We start from the raw sequence: 10,727 nt of genomic DNA on the forward strand, positions 1-10,727 counted from the left end.
TGATTGGCTGAGAGCGATGTGATTCAGGCTCCGCGAGGAGACTGAGCATGAGCGACCTGTATTGGCTGACGGACGAGCAGATGGCGCGTTTGTCGCCGTATTTTCCCAAGAGTCACGGCAAGCCTCGGGTTGATGACCGGCGGGTGCTGAGCGGGATCATCTTCGTCAATCGCAACGGGCTGCGCTGGCGAGACGCGCCCAGGGAATACGGTCCGCACAAGACGCTCTACAACCGATGGAAACGGTGGGGCGAGATGGGCGTGTTTGGCCGGATGATGGAGGGTCTGTCCGCCCAGAAAGCCGAACCGCAGACCCTCATGATCGATGCGACCTATCTCAAGGCCCACCGCACGGCTTCCAGCCTTGGGGTAAAAAAGGGGATCTCGGCCGCCTGATCGGACGGACCAAGGGCGGCATGAACACCAAGCTTCACGCCGTCACCGATGCCAACGGCCGCCCCTTGAGCTTCTTCATCACGGCCGGCCAGATCAGCGATTACACCGGCGCGGCAGCCCTGCTCGATGATCTGCCCAAGGCGCAGTGGATGCTGGCTGACCGGGGCTATGACGCCGAATGGTTCAGGGACGCGCTCGAGCAAAAGGGCATCACGCCCTGCATCCCGGGCCGGAAATCCCGTTCCTTTCCAGTGAAATACGACAAGCGCCGATACAAACGCCGCAGCCGCATCGAGATCATGTTCGGCCGCCTGAAAGACTGGCGCCGTGTGGCAACCCGCTACGACCGCTGCCCAACCGTCTTCTTCTCCGCCATCGCCCTCGCAGCTACCGTGCTCTTCTGGCTGTGATCAACGAGTCCTGAGCCTAGTGCCGATCACTTTCCGGATACCATGAAATGGTCGGAAACGCTTAAGCGCCGTAAGCGTGCGCGCGTTACAGAAGCCTATGATCGCAGTCGTGTAAGGCGGGCCGCATATCGTCCGTTTCATGCGGAGTGGCTCTATCACTCCGATCTGTTTATCGACCGCCCCGGGCTTTCCGACACGGTTTTTCCTCTCGGCGCGGCCAATGAGGCAATCTGCTTCAGCGACGTTGGCTCACGTACCGACTATTGCGTGCTGGCCGTAAGTGGCATCGCTGACCTTCACTTCGGCGCGGCGGTCGATGGTTACCAGCAGGTCGCCCGCTACCGCTACACCAAATCCGGCGAGCGCATCGACAACATCACCGACTGGGCGTTCAACAAGTTCGTCAAACAGTATGGCAGGAAGGGCGTCACCAAGGACGCGATCTTCCACTATGTTTATGCTGTCCTCCACGACCCCGTCTATCGCGAGAAATACGCGCTGAATCTCAAGCGCGAGTTCCCGCGCATCCCCTTCTATCCCGATTTCGCGCGCTGGGCCGCCTGGGGCGAGGCGCTGATGGCGATGCATATCGGCTATGAGGAGGTCGAGCCATGCCCGGTCGAGCGGATCGATACCCCCAATCCGAAGCGCGCCGAGGGCACGCACCCCAAGCCCATCCTCAAGTCGATGCCCGAGCAGGGGCTCGTCCGCGTCGACGAGGACACGCAGATCACGGGCATTCCGCGCGAGGCGTGGGACTATCGGCTCGGCAACCGATCGGCGATCGACTGGGTGCTGGACCAGCACAAGGAGAAGACGCCGCGCGATCCGACGATCCGCGAGAAGTTCAACAGCTATCGCTTCGCCGACTACAAGGAGGGCATGATCGCGCTGCTGGCGAAGGTCGTGCGGGTGAGCGTCGACACGGTCGCCATTACCGGCGGGATGCAGGAACTGGATCGCAGCGGATGGGCAATCGAACGGCGTGACGATCGAGACGAATGAGGCTGGAACTCGGCCGGCCTGGGCGTTCGAGGGCCATCGCCATGCCATTGCCACATAGGGATGAACGGGGCGCGGTTCGTCCCTTTTCCCCCCATATCCCGGTCGCGGATATTCCATCCGATGGGAAATCCCTCTAGGGCGCGAGCATGAGCGGCGGACTTTCCGGGACGATGCGCGGCGGCGTGCTGGCCGTGACGATACTGCTGGCGGCGTGCGGCGGCGGGACGCGGTACCGGCCGGTCAGCGATACGCCGGTGCGGGTCGGGCCGCCCTACAAGGTGCGCGGCACGACCTACGTGCCTGCCGCCGACCCGACCTATGACATGCTGGGTTATGCGAGCTGGTACGGCAGCGAGTCCGGGAACCAGACCGCCAATGGCGAGCGTTTCCGCCCCAAGGCGGTGACGGCGGCGCATACGACGCTGCCGCTGCCGAGCTATGTCGAGGTGACGGCGCTGGAAACCGGGCGGACCATCCTGGTGCGGATCAACGATCGCGGCCCCTTTTCAGGCGGCGGGCGGATCATCGACCTGTCGCGCGGCGCGGCCGAGCAGCTGGGCATCCGCGCGCGGGGCGTCGCGCCGGTGCGGGTGCGCGTGGTGACGCCGCCGGAAAAGGACCGCAGGAAGCTGCGCGACGGCAAGGAGGCGGCGGAGCGGCCGCGCGTTTCCGAAGGCGTGCTGGCGAAGCTGCGCGCGCAGCTGGCGGCGGGACGATGACGGCCGTCCTGCCCGAGCGGGGGCCGGACCGCGCCGCCTTCATCGCCGAGGGGGCGAGCGCGGAGGTCTATCGCATCGGCGACGGGCTGGTACTCAAGCTGTTCCACGAGGGGATCGAGGGCGGCATCATCGAACGCGAGTTCGCCGCCGCGCGGACGATCCAGGCTACCGGCCTGCCGGTCGCCCGTGCGGTCGAGCGGCGCGCGGTCGGCGGACGGCAGGGGATCGTCTATACAGAGATCGAGGGGCGCGACCTGCTGCGCCATATCCGGTCTCGCCCCGACGAGGCGCTGTGGGCGATGCGCGAGATGGTGCGGCTGCAGCACAGGATCCATCAGCAGCAGGTGCCGCTGATGCGCAGCCGCAAGGCGATCCTGGCGGAAGAAATCGAGCTGGGGCCGGTGGGCGGCGCGCTGCGCGACGCGGCGCTGGCGCGGCTGGACCAGCTGGTCGAAGGCGACCGGCTGTCGCATGGCGACCTGCACCCCGCCAACCTGATCGTCACGCGCGACGGGCTGACCGTCATCGACTGGTCCCGCGCGGCGCGGGCGGCACCGGCGGCCGACGTGGTGCGCACGGAAATGCTGCTGCGTTTCGGCCCCGGACAGTCGGACAGCCGCATCAAGGGGTGGGGACGGGACATGGCGGGACGCCATTATCTGCGCACCTACCAGCAGCTGTCGGGGTTGGAGGACGAGGCGCTGGCCGCCTGGCGGCCGCTGGTGGCGCTGGCCTGGCTGAAGCATCGGGCACCGGGGCGCGACGCGGCGTTCGAACGCTATCTGGACGACGCGCTGGCACAGGCGGGGTTGCCCGCGCGGGGCGGCTGACGTCGTTGGTGGAAGCCTGTCCGTCGTTCGTGGCATGCTGATGCCGCCCGGCGCACCGCATCGGCCGGTCATCGAATGAACGCAGCGGCCGCCCGTCCCGTCCCTATGATGGGTTTCAAGACAGGCGCCCGTCCGATCGTTAAGCGACGGTTCACCCGGCCCGGCGTCGTGTGAAAGGCGAACATTTTCAACCGATCCCGGAGTGCCCGACAGCATCCTGGATACGCCCCCGGCCTTCCCTTGCGCCGGGGGCGTTTTCATGTCCGCCTGACATGCCCACGGCTGCTTTCCGTTACGGAAATGTCGCTCATGTCGCAGGCGATGTCGTTCGTCGAGCCGTTCGTCCGCCGCTGTCCGCCCTTTGTCGACAGGTCCGTCGTTCGCCGAGCCGGGGCGCCTCCGGTCGAAGGCGGCGCGCGCCCGCCGGCCAGTCGGCGTAGAGAGAATGGGCGAACGGGGCACGGCCCGACCCAAGACCCCGGGCAGCTCCGTTCGCCACCCGCCACGCCGCAGCCCCCTGGCGGCAGGCCGGGCAGCATATCGAGTTCGAGGAGACTTTTGCCATGATCGCCCCCGTCAAGTTCTTCACCGCCCTTTCCGCCGCCGCCGTCCTGCTGGGCACCGCCGGCGCTGCTTCGGCCGAGGATTTCGCCTCCAACGGCCGCACCATGGAGGTCCGCTTCGGCGATCTCGACCTGGCGCAGGCCGAGAACCAGAAGGAGCTGCGCGCGCGCATCAACCGCGCCGCCGCGCGGGTGTGCGCCAATGGCGACCTGTCGGTGCAGCAGGCCTGCAAGAAGAAGGCCCTTGCCCATGTCGACACGCCGGTCGCTGCGGCGATCGCCCGCGCCGAAAGCGGCCAGCGCTATGCCGAAGCCGGCAACAACAAGCGGGCGGTGGTCGGTAACTGACGATCCATCAGGTTTCACGAAGGGAAAAGGCCCGGGTCATTCCGGGCCTTTTTTGATTGGTAGTTCATGGAACAGCCGCTTTCATCCTCCCCTGGAAGGGGAGGATAACTGCCTACGCGCCAGGCGTCGCTATCGCCCCGTCATCGCGCGGGCGTTGGCGAGGAAGGTGCGGCCGATGCGGATTTCCTCGCCGTCGGCGAGGCAGGCGAACCAGACGCCGCTGCCGTCGTGGCGCAGGCGGGCGATATGGTCGCGGCGGACGATGTGGGAGCGATGCAGGCGCACGAACTGCTGCGGATCCAGCCGCTCCTCCAGCGCGCTGATCGTCTGGTGGAGGAGGTAGCTGTGCGTCCCGACATGGAGGCGCATATAGTCGCGCTCCGCCTCGATCCGGTCGATCTGTGCCGCGCCGATGCGGATCAGTTCCGACCGGTGGGGCACCCAGAATTCCTCGGCCCATTCGGGTTCCGGTTCGGACGAGACGGCAGGCTGGGCGAGGACGCGGGACTGGAGCGCCAGTTCCACCCGGTCGATCGCGCGGGTGAGGCGGTCGTGCGCCACGGGCTTCAGCAGATAGTCGATCGCGGCCAGGTCGAACGCCTCGACCGCGAAGCCCTCGAAGGCGGTGACGAAGATCACCGCGGGGCGAATGCCCATGCGGCCGACGGCGCGGGCGACGCCGATGCCGTCCAGCAGCGGCATCGCGATGTCGAGCATGACGAGGTCGGGCTGAAGCCCCTCGATCAGGCGGAGAGCCGCCTCGCCGTCTGTGGCGGTGCCGGCGAGCGCGATGCGCGGCTCGCGGGCGCAGAGCATCTGGAGCCGCTCGACCGCGAGCGGTTCGTCGTCGACGATCATGGTGCGGATGGTCATGGCGATGTCAGCAACCCCGGCGAACGATGGGCAGGGTAAGGTCGACAATGAACCCGCCCCCTTCGCGCGGACCATAGACGATACCGGCCTGATCGCCAAAGCGGGCGGCGAGCCGGTCGCGGACATTGGCGAGGCCGATGCCGTTGCCGCGGTCGGCCTCCGTCGGCGGCTTGTCGCCATCGTCGGACACGGTGAGGTGCAGCATGTCGCCCTCGGCGCGGGCGGCGATGGTGATCGTCACCGGGCTGGAGGTACGGGAGACGCCATATTTGATCGCGTTTTCCACCAGCGGCTGGAGGATGAGGCCGGGGACGCAGGCGTCGAGCAGATCGTCGGGAACGGAGATGGTGGTGCTCAGCCGCTCGGGGAAGCGGACCCCCTCGATATCCAGATAGAGCTTCTGGAGGTGGACCTCCTCCTCCAGCGGCACGTCGTCCAGCGGATCGCCGGTCAGGCTGGTCCGGTAGAAGTTGGAGAGCGACATGATCATCTGCTCCGCCTCGTCCGGGCGGTTGCGCATCACCAGCGTCGACAGGCTGTTGAGCGTATTGAACAGGAAATGCGGGTTCACCTGGTAGCGCAGCGATCGCAGTTCGGCCTGCTGCGCCGCCCGTTCCAGCCGCGCGGCGCGGCGTTCGGTGCGCAGCGCCTCGCTGGCGTAGGAGATGGCGAGGTACAGGCCGGCCCAGGCGGACAGAAAGAAATAGCGGTTGCTGCCGTCCTCGATGAAGGAGATCAGCATGAAGTTGCGCTGGCCGATATATTGTTCGCGGTCGCCGTCGGTGAATACGTCCACCGGATAGTAGATGTTGAACATGTAGTAGTTGGCGGCGACCATCGCGATCGCGAAGGGCGCAGCCAGAGAAAAGGCCGCGATCAGCCGGATGCCGAGCGGCTTGTGGTCGAAACGGCGCAGCGCCAGGTAGAAGACCCATGTCACGACGATGCCGATGACCGTGACGACCATGCGCCGCGCCGCGATTTCCAGCTGGGCGTCCATGCCCATCGCCATCGCGCGCAGGGAAGCCCAGATGGCGTAGAAGAACCAGAAGCCGAGAATGGAATAGAGCGCGACGGCCGGCGCGACGCCGCGTTCGCCATCTTCGGGTAGGAAAGTCATGAGGCTTCTCTAGGCCGGATCGCGGCTTTTGTCGCCCCTTTGCGGCGATGCTGGTCGAACCGTCCCGCATGTTGGTCGATGCGCGAGGGCCGCGCGCGCCGGAACCTGGCGCGGCAGCCGGCCGTTGAAATGCCGAAGGAGAGCAGCGATGACCGAGAAGACCGACATACGCCCCCACAGCCGCGAGGAAGCGGGGGACGACCGCCCCACCGATGCGCAGGACCATGCCGTGACGCGCGAGGAAAAGCTGGACGAGGGGCTGAAGGATTCGATGGACGCGTCCGACCCGCCGTCGACCACCTGCCCGGGGGATCATGGCGATCCGGTGCCGTCGTCGGGCTTCACGCCGGACGAATGATGGTTCCGCCCCGCCGATCATGCTAGACTGACGCCAGAAAAGAGGAAGCCAGAGGAGCCTGCCATGCCGACTTCAGCCACTCCCGTCGTCGAACGCATCGCCCGCGTGCTGGCGGGGCGCGAACTGAGCCTGAACGGCGAGGGCAGCGATCCGCACGCGGCCGACGCGGTGGACGCGGCCTGGCAGGATTATGTCGAGGACGCCTATGCGATCCTCCACACGCTGCGCGAGCCCGACGGGCAGATGGCGCGGGCGGGCGACGTTGCGGTTTGGCGCAGCATGATCGGCGCGGCGCTGGAGCAGCGGGCGAGCTGAGGGGCCGTAGATCCGGCCACCTTTCCCACTCCCGCTTGCGGGAGGGGGTTAGGGGGTGGGCCGGCGCAACAGTCGGCAGGCCCACCCCGCTGCGACTAACTCCGCTGCGCTTCGTAAGTCTCGCTGCCCCTCCCGCGTGCGGGAGGGGAAGGGGATAAACATATGTCCACTCCCACCCAAACCCGCCATCCAAATCATCCAGCCACCCCGCTGACGAATAATATTGCAGCCGCCGCCGAACCTGCCTATATCGCGCTTGCTTCCTTACATCGTCAAACATGTCGGGGTCGCGGGCGGAACGCCTGCGGCGGGGAGGCCGCACATTTTAACGACCCGGAGCATCCATGGCGGACATCGCCGAACTCAAAGCGCTGATCGAACCGGAGGTGAACGCCCTCGGCTTTGACCTCGTGCGCATCAAGCTGTTCGGGTCGGGCGAGGATTACACGCTGCAGGTCATGGCGGAGCGGCCGGAAACGAAGCAGCTCGTCATCGAAGATTGCGCGACCATCTCGCGCCGCCTCTCCGACGTGCTGGACGAGGCCGACCCGATCGAGGAGGCCTATCGCCTGGAAGTCAGCTCGCCCGGCATCGACCGTCCGCTCACGCGCCTGCACGACTATGCCGACTGGGCGGGGCACGAGGCGAAGATCGCGACCACCGAGACGGTCTCGGGCCGCAAGAGCTTCCGCGGCGTGCTGAACGGCGTCGAGGGCGACGACATCATTTTCCGGGACGCCAAGGCCGGCGATGTCGTCATCCCGTTCGCGCTGGTCGGCGAAGCGAAGCTGATGCTGACCGACGCGCTGATTTCTGCTACCATGCCGCTCTCCTCCGAAGGGGCGGACGAATTTGAAACCGAAGAATAAGGGTTCCTGAAGTCATGGCCAACGCCATTTCCGCCAACAAGGCCGAACTGCTCGCGATCGCCAATTCGGTCGCCAGCGAGAAGATGATCGACAAGGCGATCGTCATCGAGGCGATGGAGGACGCCATCCAGCGCGCCGCCCGTGCGCGCTACGGCGCCGAAAACGACATCCGCGCCAAGCTCGACCCCGACACCGGCGACCTGCGCCTGTGGCGCGTCGTCGAGGTGGTCGAGGCGGTCGACGACTATTTCAAGCAGGTCGACATCAAGCAGGCGCAGAAGCTGAAGAAGGACGCCGTCGTCGGCGACTTCATCGTCGATCCGCTGCCCCCGATCGACCTGGGCCGCATCGACGCCCAGTCGGCCAAGCAGGTGATCTTCCAGAAGGTCCGCGACGCCGAGCGCGAGCGCCAGTTCGAGGAATTCAAGGATCGCGTGGGCGAGATCATCACCGGCGTCGTCAAGTCGGTCGAGTTCGGCCATGTCGTCGTCAACCTCGGCCGGGCCGAAGGCGTCATCCGCCGCGACCAGCAGATTCCGCGCGAAGTCGTCCGTGTCGGTGACCGTGTCCGCTCGGTGATCCTGAACGTCCGCCGCGAAAATCGTGGGCCGCAGATCTTTCTCAGCCGCGCGCATCCCGAATTCATGAAGAAGCTGTTCGCGCAGGAAGTGCCCGAAATCTACGATGGCGTGATCGAGATCAAGGCCGCTGCCCGCGACCCCGGCAGCCGCGCGAAGATCGGCGTTATCAGCCGCGACAGCAGCATTGATCCGGTCGGCGCCTGCGTCGGCATGAAGGGCAGCCGCGTGCAGGCCGTCGTGCAGGAAATGCAGGGCGAGAAGATCGACATCATTCCCTGGAGCGAGGACACTGCGACCTTCGTCGTCAACGCGCTCCAGCCTGCGCAGGTCGCTCGCGTCGTCATCGATGAAGAGGAAGAGCGCATCGAGGTGGTGGTGCCGGACGACCAGCTCAGCCTCGCCATCGGTCGCCGTGGCCAGAATGTCCGCCTCGCCAGCCAGCTGACCGGCAAGGCGATCGACATCATGACCGAGGCGGACGCGAGCGAGAAGCGCCAGAAGGAGTTCATCGCCCGGTCCGAGATGTTCCAGAACGAGCTGGACGTCGACGAGACGCTCTCGCAGCTGCTGGTCGCCGAAGGCTTCGGCGAGCTGGAAGAGGTCGCCTATGTCGAGGTCGACGAGCTGGCCTCGATCGAGGGCTTCGACGAGGAACTGGCGGCCGAGCTGCAGAGCCGTGCACAGGAAGCGCTGGAACGCCGCGAGGCTGCCGCGCGCGAAGAGCGCCAGGCGCTGGGCGTCGAGGATGCGCTGGCGGAGCTTCCGCACCTCACCGAAGCCATGCTGGTGACGTTGGGCAAGGCGGGCATCAAGACGCTCGACGACCTCGCCGACCTTGCGACCGACGAACTGATCGCGAAGAAGCGCGTGGATCAGCGCCGCCGCAAGAACGAAAATTCGGAAGAGAGCAAGGGCGGCGTGCTGGCCGAATATGGCCTCAACGAAGAGCAGGGCAATGAGATCATCATGGCTGCCCGCGCTCACTGGTTCGAGGATGAGGAAGCCTAAGGCCGATGCCCTTCGTCGATATCCGTCTGGCGGGAAGCGCCACCCGTGAGCAGAAGGCCGCCATCGTGGCCGATGTGACCAAGTCGCTCGTCGAGCGGCTGGGCAAGCCGGCGGCTGCCGTGCAGGTGGTGATTTCCGAGGTGTCGACCGAGAATTACGGCGCGGGCGGCATCCTGATTGCCGATCGTGCGCCCGCGCCGCCAGCAGGGGAGGACGCGAATGTTGCGGTTGTTCCCCGATGAGAGGCTGACGCTTCGACATGGCGATACTCACCATCCTCCCCTGAAAGGGGAGGTGGCTGGCCGCAGGCCAGACGGAGGGGTATCGCGCTATCGAGAGGGTGAAACCCCTCCACCACTCGCTTCGCGTGCGGTCTCCCTCGCCCTAGGGGGAGGCGCCGCATGACCGAACGCAAATGCATCCTGACCGGCGACCGCGCCGATCCCGACATGCTCGTCCGTCTCGCGGTCGGGCCGGAAGGGCAAGTGCTGCCCGACATCCGCGCCAAGGCGCCCGGCCGCGGTGCCTGGATCGGCGTGTCGCGCGCCGAGCTGGAAACCGCGCTGGCGAAGGGCAAGCTCAAGGGCGCGCTCGCCCGTTCGTTCAAGACCGGGGACCTCTCCATTCCGGACGACCTCCCGGACCTGGTGGAAACGGGCCTGCGCAGGGCGCTGCTCGACCGGCTGGGCTTGGAAGCGCGTGCCTCGATGCTGCTCACCGGGTCGGAAAAGATCGAGGTGGCGTGCCGCAAGGGACAGGTCCAGCTGCTCCTCCACGCCTCCGATGCGGCGGCGGATGGCAACCGCAAGCTCAACCAGGCGCTGCGTGTCGGACAGGAGGCGGAAGGCACGGATCTTGCCGGCATCGTCTTGCCTGTGGACCGGAACGCCCTATCTATGGCAATGGGGCGGGATAATGTCGTCCATATCGCGGTGACCGACTCGCGGGCGGCGTTGCGCCTGCGTACGGCCCTCGGCCGCTTGGAAAGCTATCTGGGTTGCGCTACCGGGGCGCCCGCGCAGGAGGAGCATGGCTCCGCCGATGCGCCGGGTGCCCTCGGCGGCATGGTATAAGGCGCCGGCGGGCCTATCCGGCCGGGTTTGAAGTGAAGGGTACAGTTCAGTCGTATGAGTGACAGCAAGGAAGACAAGCCGGTTCTGGGCCGCAAGCCGCTGGGCATCAAGCGGACCGTGGAATCCGGTCAGGTGCAGCAGCAGTTCAGCCATGGCCGCAAGAATACGGTCGTGGTTGAGGTGAAGCGGCGCCGCGTCCTGGGCAAGCCGGGCGAAAGCGCCGGCGGTGCGCCTGCGCCTCAGCCTGATCCCACTCCAGC

General features: G+C 66.4%; 14 protein-coding genes. 12 read left to right on the forward strand and 2 right to left on the reverse strand.

All coding sequences use genetic code 11. The features are described 5' to 3' along the window. The first annotated feature begins 47 nt into the window (after nucleotides 1-47). The 5 genes from M529_RS48595 (at nucleotide 48) to M529_RS42065 (ending at nucleotide 4,270) form a co-directional block, all read left to right on the forward strand. A protein-coding gene (locus tag M529_RS48595) for an IS5 family transposase (RefSeq protein WP_128830903.1) occupies nucleotides 48-805 on the forward strand; the annotation gives its coding sequence in 2 pieces (ribosomal slippage) (nucleotides 48-381 and nucleotides 381-805; 759 coding nt in all). A 42-nt stretch (nucleotides 806-847) separates the two neighbouring features. Next, a complete protein-coding gene (locus M529_RS42050; RefSeq protein ID WP_021316285.1) occupies nucleotides 848-1,810 on the forward strand; it encodes a type ISP restriction/modification enzyme in 963 nt (320 codons plus the stop codon). A gap of 146 nt (nucleotides 1,811-1,956) precedes the next feature. Continuing rightward, on the forward strand, nucleotides 1,957-2,529 hold the full coding sequence (locus tag M529_RS42055; RefSeq protein ID WP_040600037.1) for a septal ring lytic transglycosylase RlpA family protein: 573 nt from the start codon (nucleotides 1,957-1,959) through the stop codon (nucleotides 2,527-2,529). Then, complete coding sequence (locus M529_RS42060) at nucleotides 2,526-3,359, forward strand: phosphotransferase family protein (RefSeq protein WP_021316283.1); 834 nt, start codon at nucleotides 2,526-2,528, stop codon at nucleotides 3,357-3,359. Before M529_RS42055 ends, M529_RS42060 begins: the two co-directional genes overlap by 4 nt. A 563-nt stretch (nucleotides 3,360-3,922) precedes the next feature. Next, on the forward strand, nucleotides 3,923-4,270 hold the full coding sequence (locus M529_RS42065) for a UrcA family protein (RefSeq protein ID WP_021316282.1): 348 nt from the start codon (nucleotides 3,923-3,925) through the stop codon (nucleotides 4,268-4,270). Nucleotides 4,271-4,399: 129 nt separating this feature from the next. Here M529_RS42065 and M529_RS42070 read toward each other — a convergent pair whose 3' ends face one another. Beyond that, entirely contained in the window at nucleotides 4,400-5,143 is a 744-nt protein-coding gene (locus tag M529_RS42070) for a LytR/AlgR family response regulator transcription factor (protein WP_021316281.1), read from the reverse strand. A gap of 7 nt (nucleotides 5,144-5,150) precedes the next feature. Beyond that, nucleotides 5,151-6,263, reverse strand: a complete 1,113-nt coding sequence (locus tag M529_RS42075) for a sensor histidine kinase (protein ID WP_021316280.1) — start codon at nucleotides 6,261-6,263, stop codon at nucleotides 5,151-5,153. Nucleotides 6,264-6,411: 148 nt separating this feature from the next. On the opposite strand from M529_RS42075, the gene M529_RS42080 reads away from it, so the two are divergent. From M529_RS42080 to M529_RS0124990, 7 genes are all read left to right on the forward strand, one after another. After that, nucleotides 6,412-6,621, forward strand: coding sequence for a hypothetical protein (locus M529_RS42080; RefSeq protein ID WP_021316279.1), 210 nt, complete (start codon nucleotides 6,412-6,414; stop codon nucleotides 6,619-6,621). A gap of 63 nt (nucleotides 6,622-6,684) precedes the next feature. Further along, nucleotides 6,685-6,936: a hypothetical protein gene (locus M529_RS42085; RefSeq protein WP_021316278.1), complete on the forward strand. Its 252-nt coding sequence runs from the start codon at nucleotides 6,685-6,687 to the stop codon at nucleotides 6,934-6,936. A gap of 344 nt (nucleotides 6,937-7,280) precedes the next feature. Beyond that, on the forward strand, nucleotides 7,281-7,805 hold the full coding sequence (gene rimP, locus M529_RS42090; RefSeq protein ID WP_021319233.1) for a ribosome maturation protein RimP: 525 nt from the start codon (nucleotides 7,281-7,283) through the stop codon (nucleotides 7,803-7,805). Nucleotides 7,806-7,819: 14 nt separating this feature from the next. Then, a complete protein-coding gene (nusA, locus tag M529_RS42095; RefSeq protein WP_021319234.1) occupies nucleotides 7,820-9,394 on the forward strand; it encodes a transcription termination factor NusA in 1,575 nt (524 codons plus the stop codon). Nucleotides 9,395-9,399: 5 nt separating this feature from the next. Then, nucleotides 9,400-9,636 (forward strand): tautomerase family protein, encoded by a 237-nt coding sequence (locus M529_RS42100; protein WP_021319235.1) that lies wholly within the window; start codon nucleotides 9,400-9,402, stop codon nucleotides 9,634-9,636. A gap of 159 nt (nucleotides 9,637-9,795) precedes the next feature. Further along, nucleotides 9,796-10,467 (forward strand): DUF448 domain-containing protein, encoded by a 672-nt coding sequence (locus M529_RS42105; protein ID WP_021319236.1) that lies wholly within the window; start codon nucleotides 9,796-9,798, stop codon nucleotides 10,465-10,467. A gap of 54 nt (nucleotides 10,468-10,521) precedes the next feature. Continuing rightward, the coding region (locus tag M529_RS0124990; RefSeq protein ID WP_031295297.1) for a translation initiation factor IF-2 associated domain-containing protein at nucleotides 10,522-10,727 on the forward strand (206 nt) is incomplete at its 3' end.

The sequence above is a fragment of the Sphingobium ummariense RL-3 genome (genome assembly GCF_000447205.1).
Taxonomy (GTDB): Bacteria; Pseudomonadota; Alphaproteobacteria; order Sphingomonadales; family Sphingomonadaceae; genus Sphingobium; species Sphingobium ummariense.

Coding starts and splice junctions, on each gene's coding strand:
- M529_RS42050 (WP_021316285.1), top strand. CDS start 848: ATGAAATGGTCGGAAACGCTTAAGCGCCGTAAGCGTGCGCGCGTTACA.
- M529_RS42055 (WP_040600037.1), top strand. CDS start 1,957: ATGAGCGGCGGACTTTCCGGGACGATGCGCGGCGGCGTGCTGGCCGTG.
- M529_RS42060 (WP_021316283.1), top strand. CDS start 2,526: ATGACGGCCGTCCTGCCCGAGCGGGGGCCGGACCGCGCCGCCTTCATC.
- M529_RS42065 (WP_021316282.1), top strand. CDS start 3,923: ATGATCGCCCCCGTCAAGTTCTTCACCGCCCTTTCCGCCGCCGCCGTC.
- M529_RS42070 (WP_021316281.1), bottom strand. CDS start 5,143: ATGACCATCCGCACCATGATCGTCGACGACGAACCGCTCGCGGTCGAG.
- M529_RS42075 (WP_021316280.1), bottom strand. CDS start 6,263: ATGACTTTCCTACCCGAAGATGGCGAACGCGGCGTCGCGCCGGCCGTC.
- M529_RS42080 (WP_021316279.1), top strand. CDS start 6,412: ATGACCGAGAAGACCGACATACGCCCCCACAGCCGCGAGGAAGCGGGG.
- M529_RS42085 (WP_021316278.1), top strand. CDS start 6,685: ATGCCGACTTCAGCCACTCCCGTCGTCGAACGCATCGCCCGCGTGCTG.
- rimP (WP_021319233.1), top strand. CDS start 7,281: ATGGCGGACATCGCCGAACTCAAAGCGCTGATCGAACCGGAGGTGAAC.
- nusA (WP_021319234.1), top strand. CDS start 7,820: ATGGCCAACGCCATTTCCGCCAACAAGGCCGAACTGCTCGCGATCGCC.
- M529_RS42100 (WP_021319235.1), top strand. CDS start 9,400: ATGCCCTTCGTCGATATCCGTCTGGCGGGAAGCGCCACCCGTGAGCAG.
- M529_RS42105 (WP_021319236.1), top strand. CDS start 9,796: ATGACCGAACGCAAATGCATCCTGACCGGCGACCGCGCCGATCCCGAC.